The 13780-nt window shown below is 63.5% G+C and carries 15 protein-coding genes; 8 read left to right on the top strand and 7 right to left on the bottom strand.

Annotation, left to right across the window (positions count from 1 at the left end; genetic code table 11):
* Positions 1-46 precede the first annotated feature (46 nt).
* Entirely contained in the window at positions 47-649 is a 603-nt protein-coding gene (locus tag DXH78_RS16465) for a superoxide dismutase (RefSeq protein WP_115518304.1), read from the bottom strand.
* 395 nt (positions 650-1044) lie between these two features.
* Between DXH78_RS16465 and DXH78_RS20015 the strand changes: the two genes are divergently transcribed.
* The 3 genes from DXH78_RS20015 to DXH78_RS16450 all read left to right on the top strand — a co-directional run bounded on the left by DXH78_RS20015 (position 1045) and on the right by DXH78_RS16450 (position 3622).
* Positions 1045-2022 carry a hypothetical protein gene (locus DXH78_RS20015; RefSeq protein ID WP_210209602.1) on the top strand — a complete coding sequence of 326 codons (978 nt, stop codon included), beginning with the start codon at positions 1045-1047 and terminating at the stop codon, positions 2020-2022.
* Between the two features lie 336 nt (positions 2023-2358).
* Entirely contained in the window at positions 2359-2778 is a 420-nt protein-coding gene (locus DXH78_RS16455; protein ID WP_115518303.1) for a Ros/MucR family transcriptional regulator, read from the top strand.
* A 247-nt stretch (positions 2779-3025) separates the two neighbouring features.
* A complete protein-coding gene (locus tag DXH78_RS16450) occupies positions 3026-3622 on the top strand; it encodes a DUF6456 domain-containing protein (protein ID WP_115518302.1) in 597 nt (198 codons plus the stop codon).
* A 9-nt stretch (positions 3623-3631) separates the two neighbouring features.
* On the opposite strand, the gene DXH78_RS16445 is transcribed toward DXH78_RS16450, so the two are convergent.
* Entirely contained in the window at positions 3632-4060 is a 429-nt protein-coding gene (locus tag DXH78_RS16445; protein ID WP_115518301.1) for a SufE family protein, read from the bottom strand.
* Between the two features lie 137 nt (positions 4061-4197).
* Positions 4198-4644 carry a DUF5330 domain-containing protein gene (locus tag DXH78_RS16440; protein ID WP_115518300.1) on the bottom strand — a complete coding sequence of 149 codons (447 nt, stop codon included), beginning with the start codon at positions 4642-4644 and terminating at the stop codon, positions 4198-4200.
* Between the two features lie 438 nt (positions 4645-5082).
* On the opposite strand from DXH78_RS16440, the gene DXH78_RS16435 reads away from it, so the two are divergent.
* From DXH78_RS16435 to DXH78_RS16425, 3 genes are all read left to right on the top strand, one after another.
* Entirely contained in the window at positions 5083-6894 is a 1812-nt protein-coding gene (locus DXH78_RS16435) for a sensor histidine kinase (protein ID WP_115518299.1), read from the top strand.
* 67 nt (positions 6895-6961) lie between these two features.
* On the top strand, positions 6962-7630 hold the full coding sequence (locus DXH78_RS19960; protein ID WP_168192872.1) for a peptidoglycan-binding domain-containing protein: 669 nt from the start codon (positions 6962-6964) through the stop codon (positions 7628-7630).
* A 38-nt stretch (positions 7631-7668) separates the two neighbouring features.
* Entirely contained in the window at positions 7669-8019 is a 351-nt protein-coding gene (locus DXH78_RS16425; protein WP_115518298.1) for a DUF1491 family protein, read from the top strand.
* 8 nt (positions 8020-8027) lie between these two features.
* On the opposite strand, the gene DXH78_RS16420 is transcribed toward DXH78_RS16425, so the two are convergent.
* Positions 8028-8972 (bottom strand): DUF2336 domain-containing protein, encoded by a 945-nt coding sequence (locus tag DXH78_RS16420; protein ID WP_115518297.1) that lies wholly within the window; start codon positions 8970-8972, stop codon positions 8028-8030.
* A gap of 203 nt (positions 8973-9175) precedes the next feature.
* Between DXH78_RS16420 and DXH78_RS16415 the strand changes: the two genes are divergently transcribed.
* Both DXH78_RS16415 and DXH78_RS16410 read left to right on the top strand, forming a co-directional pair.
* Entirely contained in the window at positions 9176-9373 is a 198-nt protein-coding gene (locus tag DXH78_RS16415; RefSeq protein WP_115518296.1) for a hypothetical protein, read from the top strand.
* A 39-nt stretch (positions 9374-9412) separates the two neighbouring features.
* Entirely contained in the window at positions 9413-10156 is a 744-nt protein-coding gene (locus DXH78_RS16410) for a hypothetical protein (RefSeq protein WP_147292664.1), read from the top strand.
* Between the two features lie 16 nt (positions 10157-10172).
* On the opposite strand, the gene DXH78_RS16405 is transcribed toward DXH78_RS16410, so the two are convergent.
* The 3 genes from DXH78_RS16405 to DXH78_RS16395 all read right to left on the bottom strand — a co-directional run bounded on the left by DXH78_RS16405 (position 10173) and on the right by DXH78_RS16395 (position 13691).
* Positions 10173-10748 carry a DUF1254 domain-containing protein gene (locus tag DXH78_RS16405; protein WP_115518294.1) on the bottom strand — a complete coding sequence of 192 codons (576 nt, stop codon included), beginning with the start codon at positions 10746-10748 and terminating at the stop codon, positions 10173-10175.
* Positions 10745-11347, bottom strand: coding sequence for a DUF1214 domain-containing protein (locus DXH78_RS16400; RefSeq protein WP_115518293.1), 603 nt, complete (start codon positions 11345-11347; stop codon positions 10745-10747). Before DXH78_RS16400 ends, DXH78_RS16405 begins: the two co-directional genes overlap by 4 nt.
* Positions 11348-11423: 76 nt before the next feature.
* Positions 11424-13691 (bottom strand): transglycosylase domain-containing protein, encoded by a 2268-nt coding sequence (locus tag DXH78_RS16395; protein WP_115518292.1) that lies wholly within the window; start codon positions 13689-13691, stop codon positions 11424-11426.
* Positions 13692-13780: the final 89 nt, after the last annotated feature.

Raw genomic sequence — 13780 nt, 5'->3', positions numbered from 1 at the left:
AGGGCGGCGCCTGTGTTGCGCCGCCCCTTGTGTCATTCGCCGCGCCTTACTTGGTGGCGGCGGTGTACATTTCTTCGACGTATTCCCAGTTCACGAGGTGGTCGAGGAACGCCTTGAGATAGTCGGGACGACGGTTGCGATAGTCGATGTAGTAGGAGTGTTCCCACACGTCGCAGCCGAGGATCGGCGACGCGCCATTGACCAGCGGGTTTTCGCCGTTCGGGGTCTTCGAGATGGCGAGCTTGCCGCCTTTAACCTCGATCCAGGCCCAGCCCGAACCGAACTGGGTGGCGCCGGCCTGGGCGAAATCGGCCTTCATCTTCTCGAGACCACCAAGGTCGCTGTCGATCGCGGCTTTCAGTTTGCCGGGAAGCTTGTCGCCGCCGCCGTTCGGCTTCATCCACTTCCAGAAATGGATGTGGTTGTAGTGCTGGCCGGCATTGTTGAAGAGGCCGGCATTCTTGCCGTGCGAACCTTTCACGACGTCTTCGAGCGACTTGCCCTCAAGGCCCGAGCCCTCGAGCAGCTTGTTGCCGTTATCGACATAGGCCTTGTGGTGCTTGTCGTGGTGATATTCGAGCGTTTCGCGCGACATGTAAGGCGCCAGCGCATCGTAGGAATAGGGCAGTTCGGGCAGCGTGAATGACATCAAATCCTCCTCGGTCCACGACGTTTGAACGCGGAATTTTTAGCCGGTTCCAGGGTGGCAACCGGTTTGTCCCGTTCGAGTTCCTCAATGGGGTTAATTAGGCCGGGTCGCGGTCCGGGGCAACGCCTGCGGTTCGATCATTTGTGCAGACGGGTCATGAAGCGGGCATGACGGTTAGCAGGGGCGGCCATGAGCGAGCTTGGGAGAACAGGATTATTTTAACATTCGATCTTGCCGTTGCCCGCTAAAAAGGTCAGAATTCCTCATCAGTTGAATAGTTTAGCTAGAATTGAAGCGGTCGCTCATCGGAGGGCCGCGTTTTTCGAGGATCGCAGCCGGCCATGTCGATTCTGCTTTACGTTGCAGGTGCCCTCGTTGTCGCGGCGGGCGCGGCCTTGATCGGCTTCGGCGTTCCGATCAGTGAATTCAGTTTCGGGAATACGCTGATTATTGCCGGCACCGTCGCCATGGTCGGCGGCCTGATCGTGCTCGCGCTCGGCGTTGTGGTGCGCGAACTGCAGCATCTGGCCGACGTGTCTGGCCGGTCTGGCACGCGGAACGCGCGCCCCCCCGAGACAGACGCCCAGGTGCCGACACGTCCTGTGCCAGCAACTGCCGCGGCTCGGGTGCCGTTTCCGCCGAAGCCAAAAGTCGCGCCCCCGGCTGACACCATGCCGCGCGAGGCCAGCCAGCCCTTGGCACACGAGGCACCGGATGAACTGCCGCCGGCGTTCACAATGCGCAGGCCGATACGCGCCCCGGTAACGTCGCCGATGGTTACGCAGGCGTCATCGCCGCGACCGGAGGAAGAGCTTTTCGGAGCGCCGACGCTGCCCAATCCGGACGAAGAGCCCGCATTCGATCGGGACGAGACGCCCACAAAGACCGCCGCTGCAGCCCCCCGCGATGTCCCCGAAGTGGCGCAGAAGACAGAAAGCACGGAGTGGGAGAAGGCTGAAGCCGAAGAGTGGGATGACGCCGCAAAGGCAGATGAAACGGTTCGGGTGTCTGAAGGCGCAGATAGGGCTGACGAGTCTGAGCTGTTCGGGAAGGTGGCTGTGACCCGCGCGCCGCGGGCGCTAGCGCCTTCGGCCGAAAAAGCGGAGCGCAGCTATTTCGACGCGATGTGGCCAGTTGAATCAGAATCCGCAAAGCCGGCGGAGATAACTTCGGCCCCACTGGAGGAGCCGGATATCGATCGCGAACCGCCGATCGAAGAGCCTCGCACGGTGCCGATCCTCAAATCGGGGGTGGTCGATGGCATGGGCTATACGCTCTATGTCGACGGCTCGATCGAGGCCGAATTGCCGCAAGGCACCTTGCGCTTTGCCTCGATCAACGAATTGCGCGCCCATCTTGAGCGGACCGCCTGATCGCGGTCCGGCTGCTCCGTGAACTTATTTCTTCTATAGGTTGTGGACGGAATAAGGGCCGCGTCTCTCCGTTCCGCCGCTGCGGGAGGTAATAATCCTGCATATATTCAATAACATCGCGGCGAAGACTTGGTTCTATTAGCTGGTCGGGCTGATCGACTTGCAATGCTTGGGGCCAGCTAGTAGATACTAAATATACAAAAAATAGCCCGAAATGGGTGCGATCCGAGGGACGGGGGTCCGAAACACTCTCGTTATGTCTGTTGCCGGCTTGTTTAGGGATAAGCGGCGAGTGGAGTGGCGGCGAGCGCCACGCGCGGGGGTGAGACATCGACCATGAGCGAAACGAGCAATCCCGGTAACTTCATCGAGCTGACGGCCTCGATTGTTTCAGCGTATGTAAGCAACAACAGCGTCGCCGCTGCCGATATTCCCGCGCTGATCAATCAGGTGCATGCCGCGTTGTCGGGTGTGTCGGGCAAAGCTGGCGAAGCGCCTGCCGAGCCTCTGAAACCGGCGGTTTCGGTAAAGAAGTCGATCACGCCCGAGCACATCGTGTGCCTCGAAGACGGCAAGAAGTTCAAGTCGCTCAAGCGTCACCTGCGCACGCAGTACAACATGACCCCGGAGCAGTATCGCGAGAAGTGGGGTCTTGGGCCGGACTATCCGATGGTGGCGCCGAACTACGCTGCCGCGCGCTCTCAACTGGCGAAGGACATGGGCCTCGGCCAGCAGCGCCGGCGCCGCACCAAATAGTGTGCGCACTTGTTTTGGCCGGCCGGATCACCGGTCCTGAGTGAAAATTCAAAGTGCACAGACCCGCGGACTACACCGCGGGTTTTTGTTTGCACGCATATAAGAAGATAATCCTTGCGTCATTTGGTGCGTCCAGGTATGGGTAAAGTATCCTAGAGAGGGCGCCATGGCCAACCCGGCACCAAACCCACCAATCAACGGAACCTCAAAGTCATCCAGGCCGGATGCCGATAAAGCGGCCGGCACAATGCGAGCCGACGCAGCGGCGAATGGGCCCAGTGTCGGGCCGTTGCGGGCGCAGCACATGGAGCTCGGCGAGCGTGTTATTGATACGCCGACTGGTATGCGGCGCGTCACCGTGGACGAATCGGAAAGCCCACTGACCTGGCTGGCGCGGCGCCGGGGGCGCGACGGACGGGCGCTGATTGCCCCACATCAGTTGCAGGCCGGCGAGCGCCTGCGAGTCGATTTCACGCGGGCGCAATTGATGCCGCGGACTACCGCGGATTGGTCGAGCCCGATGTCGTCGGGCCGTCGCGGGCCTTCGGGCGGTGCGGCCGCCGCGACCGATGGCACTATCGCGGCGCGCCAGCGCGTCAACGCGGCGCTGGAGGCCGTGGGGCCGGAGTTTTCCGGCCTGCTGGTCGACCTATGCTGCTTTCTCAAAGGCCTTGAAGATCTCGAACGCGCCCGCGGCTGGCCGGCACGCTCGGCCAAGGTGGTGCTGCAACTCGCGCTCGACCGGCTGGCGCGTCATTATGGATTTATGGCGCAAGTCCGGGGTCGCAGCCATACGCCGGTTCGCGCCTGGCTGGCCGAAGATGCAACCTTTCGCGTCGAATGATGCCGTGGCCTAAGCCGCGGCAAGCGCCGCGCCCGCCTCGGCGCGGACGCGTTCCACCATGGAGCGCAGGCCGTTGGAGCGCTGTGGCGTCAGATTCTCACGCAAGCCAATACGATCGAACAAGGCCAAGGCATCAGTCGCGAGAATGTCGCGTGCGGACTTGCCTGAATAAAGCGCGATCAGGATGGCGACGAGACCGCGCACGATATGAGCATCACTGTCGCCCTGGAAGGTCAGGATCGGCCCCTCGGCGCCATCGGTCGCGACTTTGGTCGTGAGCCAGACCTGACTGGCGCAGCCTTGGACCTTGTTGGTCTCGGTGCGATCCGCCTCGGCCATCGGCGGCAATTCGCGGCCAAGCTCGATGACATAGCGATAGCGGTCGTCCCACTCGTCGAGCAGGCCGAAATTCTCAACAATGTCGTCGATCTTGCTCATGATCCGCGATCGGCTTCGACCGCACGGGTTTTCGATGCGGTTCCTCGCGCCCGGTATATAGGCTTGCGGAGCCAAAGGCCAAACGGGGCGGCACGACGTTGCGTACCACCCCGCCGAAGATTGGACCGAACGTGGCTCTATGCCGCCGGGCGACCGGCGCGGGCTTCACGGCGCGGCGGCAGCGGCACCGGTGCGTGCCAGCCCGGCTTCATGTCGGAGGCCGTCAGCGTGCCGTGGCTGGCCGGCGTGCCGAGCGCGCCGGTGGCCGAGACGCCGACGACACGGGCCGGTTCGTCGGCAGGCGCCGGCTTATTGTCAGCCATCTTGTTGCTGACGAAATCGATGATGGTGCGGGCGCCGGCCTCGGCGCGATGGCCGATCGCGGTCGCGACCTTACCGCCGGCGACGCAGGCGTTCGGATTGCGGTCGCAGAAACCGCGCATGTCGGATACCGCGGCGCTTGCGAGCGTCACTGCTTGCACCGCATCGAGCTGCGCTTCAGGCGACTGCGACTTTTCGCCGGTTCCCGGCAAAAGCACGCATACGATCGTCAGCCAGAAGGCCATCCGCAAGAGGAAGAACATGACCCACCTATTATCGTCCCCGACGGCTTTTGCGCCGCCTTGTATTCAAATTTAGCAGACAGGCTTGAACCTGTCCTTGGCGTTGAAGCACGCATTTAGGGCAAACTTTACGAGAGTTCGACTCGAATTTGATGAAACTTGTAATGATCCGGATTTGACTAAAGTTTTAGAGAATTGCGATCGGTGTCGATTGCGCAGCATTTAGCGAAAATCCCGCATGGTTACCGCGCCGGTAACAATTGGATCGCCAAACGCGGCTTTGAGCCCTCGCGGCAACCGAAATTTCACCATGAGAGCCGAATGGCGGTGATGTCCGTGCCGTAGCACCGGCGTGAAAACGCTCCGGGGCGGTTCCCTTAGCTTTCGCTTAAGCGACCGCCGCCTAAGGTCGCAGCTCGAAAAAGGGGCGCGTTCTTCAAAGGGCGTGTGGCAGGGACGGTGAGCCTTCTCACTCCACTGTGGCAGTATGTTGATGCGTTGGTGTATCCGGCCGCCCGGCAGGACGCGCTGACGGCCGCGCGCCACCGTGCCTTCATTGCGCCGCGCCTCATCGGCAGCTTCGTGGCACTGGCGAGCTTTCCCGTCTTCATCGCATTCCGCGGCGTGCCGAGCGCGCTTGAGCTCGGAGTGTTTGCCTGGCTCGTGGCGCCGATCCTGATCGCCTATTTCCTGTCGCGCACGGGGCGCTACGAAGCCGCGCATGTGTTGTCGTCGCTCGCTTTGACGGGCTTGGTGACGGCGGTCGCGCTCTTTAATGGCGGCATCGCCTCTTTCGCTGCGATCTGGCTCGTCGTGGTACCGCTCGAGGCGTCGCTGTCGGCGTCGCGTCGTGTGGTCGCGCTCGCCTCGATATTCGCACTCAGCGCAGCCGGATTGATGCTGCTCGCCAATGCCTACAATCTGCTGCCGCCGGCGGCTTCTGCAAGCGAGCCCGGCGCGCTGGCCGCGCTGGGCGTGGTCTCCGCCGCGCTTTACGCCACCGGTCTTGCGCTCGGTGCCGAACAGCTGGCGCGAACCAGCGTCTGGCTGCGCTATGCCGAAGAGGACCGCTACCGGTTGCTCGCGCGCAACATGACCGACGTCATCGCACGCCATGACCGGAACGGCGCCGTGCTGTTCATCTCGCCCGCGGCCGAGACATTGTTTGGCACGCCGTCCGGCGCGTTGATCGGCCACGGCTTGTTCGATCATGTCCATGTCGCCGACCGCCCCGCATTCCTGACAGCGCTTGCCGACGCGTCCGCCCACGGCGATGATCGCTCGGTGGAATTCCGCATCCGCCGTGGTGGCGATGTCAATCAGGGCACCCGCTTCATCTGGGTTGAAATGCGCTGCCGTCCGCTGGACGAAGCGAATGAGACACCCGCCGCCGAGCGCGAAGTCGTTGCCGTGATGCGCGACATCAGCGAGCGCAAGGTTCACGAACAAGCGATGGAGATGGCGCGGGCCGAGCAGGAACGCGCCAGCCTGTCCAAGAGCCGCTTCCTGGCCACGATGAGCCATGAGTTGCGCACGCCGCTCAATGCGATCATTGGCTTTTCCGAAATGCTGACCCGGCAGGATCTGGTGGTCCAGCCGGAGCGGCAGATTGAATATGCGCGGTTGATCAACGAGTCCGGCCACCACCTCCTGTCGGTGGTCAATGGCATCCTCGACATGTCCAAGATGGAGACCGGCAATTTCGAGATCACGCCGGAGCCCTTCGCGCCGGCGCCGGTCGTGACCGGCTGTTGCGACCTCTTGGCGCTCAAGGCGCGCGATGCCGGTGTGGAAATCCGCGCGAAGCTTGCGGTCGATCTGCCGGAAATTGTTGGCGACCGTCGCGCCTTCAATCAGATCCTGATCAATCTGGTGTCGAACGCCATCAAGTTCACGCCGCGCGGCGGCAGCGTCACCATCAGCGCGCAACGCGACGGTACCAACATCGCCGTGGCGGTCGAAGATACCGGTGTCGGGATCGGAGAAGCCGACCTGCCGCGTCTTGGCGAAGCTTTTTTCCAGGCGCGCGGCACTTATGACCGCCGCCACGACGGTACCGGCCTCGGCCTGTCGATCGTCAAGGGGCTGGTCAAGCTGCACAACGGTGACATCGAAATTCGCAGCCGGCTCGGTGAAGGTACGCGCGTCACTGTGCGTCTGCCGATCGATTGCGAAGGGCATAGAACGCCGGCCGATCCGATTCGGCTGGTCACAGAGCGGGCGGGCGATCTTGCCACGGCCGCCAAAGTACTGGTGAAGAAAAGTGCGTAAGCGGAAAAGCCGGGCGGCCGTGGCCGCCATCGAAGAACCTGGGTCCAGTGGCATCGGCCGCCTGATTATGTCGCATCCGCGTGAGTTCGTGGGCGTGCTGCTCGGCGGCACCGCGACTGTCATTATCTTCTTCAACGCGCTGGTTATGCAGAAGGGCCCGCATCCCGCGCCGTTTTTTGCAGCGCGGCCGACTTTGGTTGTGGCAGCGCCTGCGCCGGTCGTCGCCCAGCCAACCCGTGTGCCCGCCGTGCAGGCCCTGCCGCCAGTTGCGCAGTCGGGGGCGCCGGCGCTCAATCGCGTGCAGACGATTGCCGAAATTCAGCGTGAGCTAACAAGGCGCGGTTTTTACGAAGGCACAGCCGACGGCATCTGGGGTGCCAAGACCGATGCCGGCGCGCGCGACTTCGCGCAGGCCGCCGGCGTGAAAGTCGATCCCAACGCGCCGGAGGAACTGCTGCGCATCATGCAGGCTTCGGCTGCCACGGTGTCATCGCCGCAACCGGCTCGCCGCGATCCCATCGCCGAACTGATTGCGCCGTCGCCGCGCGTGCTGGCCATCCAGCGGGCGCTGGCTGATTTCGGCTACGGCCAGATCAAACCGACCGGTAATTTCGACGCGGCGACGCGCGTGGCGATCGAGAAGTTCGAGCGCGACCGTAAACTGCCGGTGACCGGGCAGATATCGGAGCGCTTCGTGCGGGAGCTGTCGGCGATGACGGGCAGGCCGCTGGAATAACGGTCGATTGTTCGCGCCGTGGCGTGGTAGTCAGGCGTATGCGGCTGAAATCGAGCATCTGGGTCGCGGCTTACGTGCGCCGCTGCAACATCGAGGGTGCCTTCGCCGTCGTGCGCAAGCGCGGCGCCGAAGAGGCAGGCGCGATTTTCATCGTTGTCAATCGGCTGGACGGCACCGCAACGCTGTACGGCCCGGCGCCGCAAACCGTTTTTACCGACGATACGCCGGCCGACCGCGCCTTCAGCATCGCCGTCGGCCGCGATGGCCCGGCACCGGAAGCGGATATCGACGCCAGGCTGCAGAAGGAAATGCGCTTCGATCCCGACCTCTGGATCGTCGAAAGCGAGGACCGCGCCGGACGGCACTTTCTTGATAAGATCGTCGCCTGATCGCGACGTCAGCGCGTCGCCTTGTAGGGCATGGTGGATTCGCGCGTATCCGTGCGGCGGTTCTCGCGCCCCGACGGGCGGCGTACCGTGCGGGCGTCTTCCTGATAGACTGGTTCGTGGCGAGCCTTTTGCTGTGCCTGCGCGGCCGGCGCATCGTGCCGCCACAGCGTGACCATGTGGCAGGCGGTGGCCAGCGAAATCTCGTCATGGAGCATGGCGAGATCGAACACGCGTTCAACCGACCGGCCGATGGCGGGATTGAGGAACAGCAGAATTCGCTGAAGGACGGCGGCCTTGATGCCGAGCGCGCGCGCCATAATGACGATGGGCTCGCCCGAAGAGTCTTCGGTGATGCGATGGGCAAGGTCGCGGTTGACGCCGAGCGCGTTTTCGATGACGCGGGCAAATGTAGCGGGCTCGCGTTTGAATGCGGCCTGCTCCAGACGTTCGGCCGTGTCGTTCGATGCCGGCGACACGAGCGCTGCCGGATCGGCCACGATATCGAGATTGGCCAGGATCAGCCGGCGGTCGGCAGCCGGTGCGTCAAAGAAGACGTCGGTCAGGGTGCCGATGGCGACCGGTTCCGCCGCCACCGGTTCGGGGGCAGGGACAAGGGGCGGCGCTGCAGTTTCAGGCACGAAGGCGATTTCGGGCAGGGGCGCGTGCGCGGCCGGTGCATTGTCCGCCAAACCGAGCTTTGCGAGGACGGCGGTCGGTGCGGCCGGATAGTGCGACAGGCTGGCGGCGACCGCGGCCTTAGTGGCGCTGTCGACCGTATCGATCAGGCCGAGCGCCAGTTCGACATATTGCGTGGTTTCGTCGGCGCTGTGCACCGGCTTCTGCACGTAGAGGTCCGTGAGGACGCGCAACAGGGTCGGGCGCACGTCGACCCCATCGCGGCAGGCGAGGTCGACGAGGCCGTCGATCGGAGAAATGCTAGGCGGCTTTATCATGATACTTGAGACAAACTCGGCGGCTGGGCCGGACATTAGAACGACCGCGTTAGCAGACCGTTAACCTTGCAGCCTCTTTAATCATAAGCACCGACCCGGCAGGTCCGTGGGTATCAAGTATCGTTTGGTGAGCGAGGTTTTGGGTTCGACAGCACATTGATGCCGTAGCGAGACGGTAGGCCGGGACGGAATAGGGGACTGCAATGGGCGAAGTCATCCGTTTTCCCGAAGACGCCGGCCAAGGCCGCAACTTTGGCCGGGGCCGTTACATCGACGCGAGCTCGGAACCTGCAACGGTCATCATTCTGCCGGTCATCCGGATTGAGCGAGCACCGGACGGGCTGGAGCCCGACCAGGGCAACAGTTCGGGCCGCCGCCGGCGCCGCCGGTTGGCGCGCTGAACCGTTTCGATTTTTTTTCAAAGGGTTGCGATGCGCGCAATGCCACGGACGCTGCCGCTTGTCGTCGCGCTTCTGATCGCGCCCGCGCTGGCGGGTTGCGGCCTCGGCGGCGACTTCGATGAAATCAATCCAAGCCTCGTTCGCGACAATATTCACGACTGGGTCGGCCGCGACAACGCCAAGGGCGAACCGATCTCCCCGTCGACGTTTGAAATGACCGATGAGGAGCGCCGCCTACGCGACCTCGCTTATCCGTTGATCGAGCCGCCTTATCTGCGGCACAAGTTCTATTCAGTGGCCAACGAATACGGATTGAATCCGGCCATTCAGAAGCAGATGGTGAACCCGGCCGCTTATTACGAGCACATGATGGACGACAAGGTGCGGTCACCCACCTCGCGCTATGCACAGCTCACCCAGGATATTCGTAACGACAGTGAGCGGCTGCCGGGGTTCTTTTCGACGGCCACGCGCGTGATCGATCTCGACTCCAAGCGCAACAAGAGCCTTGCCTTCATTCCCGGCCTCACACAGGCCGAGCGCATCAACACAGTCAACCGCATCAAGGAAAACGATCGCGTCATTGCACAAGTGCGCACGAGCCTCGGGCGGCGCGTCGCCAATTACCGATATGCGCTGGAGCGACTGGTAATATCGTCACCGTCGCAGGAGGCGGTAACAGTGGAGCAGGTACTCAACCGGCTGCATGCCGAAGTGTCGCATTATCGCGTCCAGACCGCGCCACCTTACGAGCGCGGCCCTAGCCTCGCTTTCCAGCGATAAATATCGATCCTGATAGTCAGCGCCGCCCGCCTGCCGGCGTAGTCGACGCCATTTGCACGACGCAGCGCGCATTAGCGATGGTGGCCTGCGCCATCGGCATCAGGCCAGGCTCAGGTGCCAGCGCACGAATGGCGATAAGACCCGATACGGTCGGCGATTCCACAATCAACCGGTCGGCGGCGGTGACGTCCTCTTCTTCCGGCATCGCACTCTTTTGCTCTGGTGTCATCAGATCGAGTTCGATGACGCGCCGGCCGGCGGCGCGGTCGTTGATGGCGTAGTAGGCGACGTCGTAGCGCGTGTAGAACGACACCGAGGTATAGGCGAGGCTGACCGGGACCGTCAGCTTGAGCGGCCCGCTCGACAGGTCGTAGCGGCAAATGCCGGCGGCGAAGGCCGGGTCCATGAAGGGCATCGCCGCCTTTTCCGGTCGCGGCTGCGGCAGCGCGGCAACGGTATTAATCGGAGTATCATTCGTAAGGCGCGCAAAGGCGTCTTGCGTCGCGGTGCGTGGGAGTATGATGATGGTGGCAAGATGGACGACGCCGCCGAGCAGCGCGCCGCCAAGTAGCAGGAGCAACCAGCGGATCATGGTTTGCTCCGTGTCGGGTCTTCAGGGCAGGTGCGCGTTTCGATGGCGGGCATCGGCACTTCGCGGCCAGCCTTGGTGGCGACGCCGACCGCAGTGTCATAAAGGCGCAGCACAAGCGTATAGTGATCAATGCCACCGGTCGGCAGCCAATTGCCGGAATTGGCGCGCGGCGACACGGTGATTTCGAAACTGCCATCGGCGCGCCGCAGGATCTCCTGGCTCGAGAAGCCGTAGCGGTCGACCGAATTGGCGATCAGTTCGCCGTCATTATTGTAGAGCGAGAGGGTCCAGAACCGGGCCGCCGGCGTCACGCCGGACAGAACGACATCGCAGCGGCCGTCGAGGGGCTTGCCTGTGTCATCGTTCTTGGCCGTGAAGGAGACGCCGTCGCCGAGCGCGACGGGCAATTGCCCGGTGCGTGCGATGCTGGCGCGTGCATAAGGATCGGCATCTGCCGTGCCGGTTTTCGGCCAGGCAGTCCAGCTGCCGATCGTCAGCGCACCAAAGGCAGCGCCGCGCGTCAGCGCAAAATAGGTCAGCCCGAGGCCAACCGCGCCGGCGATGATCAGAGCAAAAAGAGTGGAAGTCAGAAGCCGCACGGCAAATCCGCTGGCAGGGGAGGACAGTTGAGTCGCATGAGGCCGGAGATTACGCCGCCGAAGGCGCGGCGGCTATTCAGTTGCGGACGCCGAGCGCCTCGTTTTCCAGGACGGCGGCCAGCGAGCCGCCAGATCCAACAGGCGCCGGCGGGCCGCTATCAGCACGTTTTCCGGCGTCATTGGCGACGGTGGGGCGCAGCGGCGTCATGGCGCGGCTGGCCTCATCCATGAGCTTTTCCACCCGCACCAGCGCTTCGGCGCCGCGCTTCGACAGCAGCGTGGGGCGCCGTGCCGCCGGGGCCTTGTCATTGGTCCGTGTCGTACGCGCTGCGACCTGTTGCGGCCGCTCCGGCACTGCAACCCCCGGCAGTTGCCGCAGTTCGATGCCCTGATGCGCGTAATCCATGATCGTATGCCAGGTTATGGCTGGCAGCGCACCGCCGGTCATGCGATTGGTCGAGGTATAATCGTCGTTGCCGAACCAGACACCGCAGACGAAGTTTCCAGTGTAGCCCATGAACCAGGCATCGCGATAATCGTTGGTTGTGCCGGTCTTGCCGGCTGCGGCGATGCCGTCGAGACGTGCGCGCCGGGCAGTGCCGTTCTCGACGACGCTGTTCATCATCTTGATCATGCCGGCGGCCACATTGGCCGGCAGCGCGCGCCTTGGCTTCGGCCCGTCGCGGTCGAAACGCCAGATCAGGTTGCCATCGCCGGTACGTACTTCGAGGATGGCATGCGGCTTCACCGCCATGCCGAGGTTAGGGAATGTCGCATAGGCGCCGACATGTTCCAACATCGTCACGGCATCGGAGCCGATCGGCAATGACGGCGTATCTGGGAGCGGGGTGGTTATTCCCATCTTGCGCGCAGTTTCGACGATGCGGTTGCGGCCGAGTTTCGGGTTGCCATCGCCGACGGCGATGGATAGGCGTACGGCGATCGTGTTGATCGAGCGGGTCAACGCCGAGATCAGCGTCATCGAGCCTGAGTAGCCACCGCCGTAATTGCGCGGACACCAGTTACCGAGACAGATCGGCGCATCGACCACGATCGATTCCGGCTTGAAGCCATGTTCGAGTGCGGTGGCGTAGACATAAGGCTTGAACGATGAGCCGGGCTGGCGCATCGCATCGGTGGCGCGGTTGAACTGGCTGGCGCCATAGTCGCGGCCGCCAACCATGGCGCGCACGGCGCCATCGACTTCCATGACCACAGTGTTGGCCTGTCCGGCGTGATATTCTTGGCCGTATTGCCGCAGAATGGATTCGACGGCCTGATCGGCGACCGACTGGATGCCGGTGTCGAGCGCGGTGCGCACGATGAACACGCGCTCCGTCATCGACTTGGGAAACGTGTCGACAAGCTTCTTCATCTCGTCGAACGCCCAATCGAGATAATAATTCGGCGCGTGCTCGGCGCGGCGGTCGACGGCCGTGGCGGGGTGGCGGCGGGCGCCGAACACCTGACCCTCGGTCATGAATCCGGCCTCGACGAGATTGTCGAGCACGACGTTGGCGCGGGCGCGCGCCGCCGGCAAATTGACGTGCGGGGCGAACTTGGTCGGCGCCTTGAACAGGCCGGCCAGCATCGCCGCTTCCGACAGGTTCACGTCGCGCGCCGACTTGTTGAAATAATACTGCGCCGCCGCGTCCACGCCGAAGGCGCCGCCGCCCATATAGGCGCGGTCGAGATACAGCTTCAGAATCTCGTTCTTGGTGAGGCGCGACTCCAGCCACATCGCCAGGAACGCTTCCTTGATCTTGCGGTCGAGCGTGCGCTCGTTCGACAGGAACAGGTTCTTGGCGAGCTGCTGCGACAGCGACGAGCCGCCCTGGACGACGCCGCCGGCGCGCGCATTGGTCACCACGGCGCGCAAGGTGCCGCCGATATCGATGCCGAAATGCTCGTAGAAGCGGCGGTCTTCGGTGGCGAGCACGGCCTTGATCAGGTGATCGGGGAACTGGTCGAGCGGGATGGAGTCGTTGTGGCGGATGCCGCGGGTGCCGACCTCGTTGCCGTAGCGGTCGAGGAAGGTGACGGCGAGCTCGGATTTCTTGAGCCAGTCGTCGTCCTGCGTCATCTGGAAGGCGGGGACGGCGAGCGCCAGCATGAGGACGCCGCCGGCGAGCCCGAGCGTGGCGCCCTCGGAGGCGAATTCGACGCCCCAGCGCCGCCAGCCGGCGACATGGAAGCGGTCCATGAAGGTGGAAAAGCGCTCGTAGCTTTCGCGGATGCCGGCGGCCGAGCGGAACACGCTGAAATCGACCCAGGCGTCGATCGCCAGCATGGCGCGCCGGAGCTTCTGGCGCGGGGTCTCGGGAGGCAGGTCGTCGAGAGCCATAAGATCAGACTTTTCAAACGGTTACGGGCATCGTGCCGGCCGGCGCCCGGGCCGGCTGCGGGCCGGGCCGGCGGCCGCGGCCGGATGCG

Origin of the sequence: Undibacter mobilis (assembly GCF_003367195.1) — a bacterium.
Lineage (GTDB): Bacteria > Pseudomonadota > Alphaproteobacteria > Rhizobiales > Xanthobacteraceae > Pseudolabrys > Pseudolabrys mobilis.
This window is presented reverse-complemented; position numbering and strand designations above follow the sequence as displayed.

Coding starts and splice junctions, on each gene's coding strand:
- DXH78_RS16450 (WP_115518302.1), top strand. CDS start 3,026: ATGCGAGCCGACGCAGCGGCGAATGGGCCCAGTGTCGGGCCGTTGCGG.
- DXH78_RS16455 (WP_115518303.1), top strand. CDS start 2,359: ATGAGCGAAACGAGCAATCCCGGTAACTTCATCGAGCTGACGGCCTCG.
- DXH78_RS16415 (WP_115518296.1), top strand. CDS start 9,176: ATGGGCGAAGTCATCCGTTTTCCCGAAGACGCCGGCCAAGGCCGCAAC.
- DXH78_RS16425 (WP_115518298.1), top strand. CDS start 7,669: ATGCGGCTGAAATCGAGCATCTGGGTCGCGGCTTACGTGCGCCGCTGC.
- DXH78_RS19960 (WP_168192872.1), top strand. CDS start 6,962: ATGTCGCATCCGCGTGAGTTCGTGGGCGTGCTGCTCGGCGGCACCGCG.
- DXH78_RS16440 (WP_115518300.1), bottom strand. CDS start 4,644: ATGTTCTTCCTCTTGCGGATGGCCTTCTGGCTGACGATCGTATGCGTG.
- DXH78_RS16395 (WP_115518292.1), bottom strand. CDS start 13,691: ATGGCTCTCGACGACCTGCCTCCCGAGACCCCGCGCCAGAAGCTCCGG.
- DXH78_RS16420 (WP_115518297.1), bottom strand. CDS start 8,972: ATGATAAAGCCGCCTAGCATTTCTCCGATCGACGGCCTCGTCGACCTC.
- DXH78_RS16410 (WP_147292664.1), top strand. CDS start 9,413: ATGCCACGGACGCTGCCGCTTGTCGTCGCGCTTCTGATCGCGCCCGCG.
- DXH78_RS16445 (WP_115518301.1), bottom strand. CDS start 4,060: ATGAGCAAGATCGACGACATTGTTGAGAATTTCGGCCTGCTCGACGAG.
- DXH78_RS16465 (WP_115518304.1), bottom strand. CDS start 649: ATGTCATTCACGCTGCCCGAACTGCCCTATTCCTACGATGCGCTGGCG.
- DXH78_RS16405 (WP_115518294.1), bottom strand. CDS start 10,748: ATGATCCGCTGGTTGCTCCTGCTACTTGGCGGCGCGCTGCTCGGCGGC.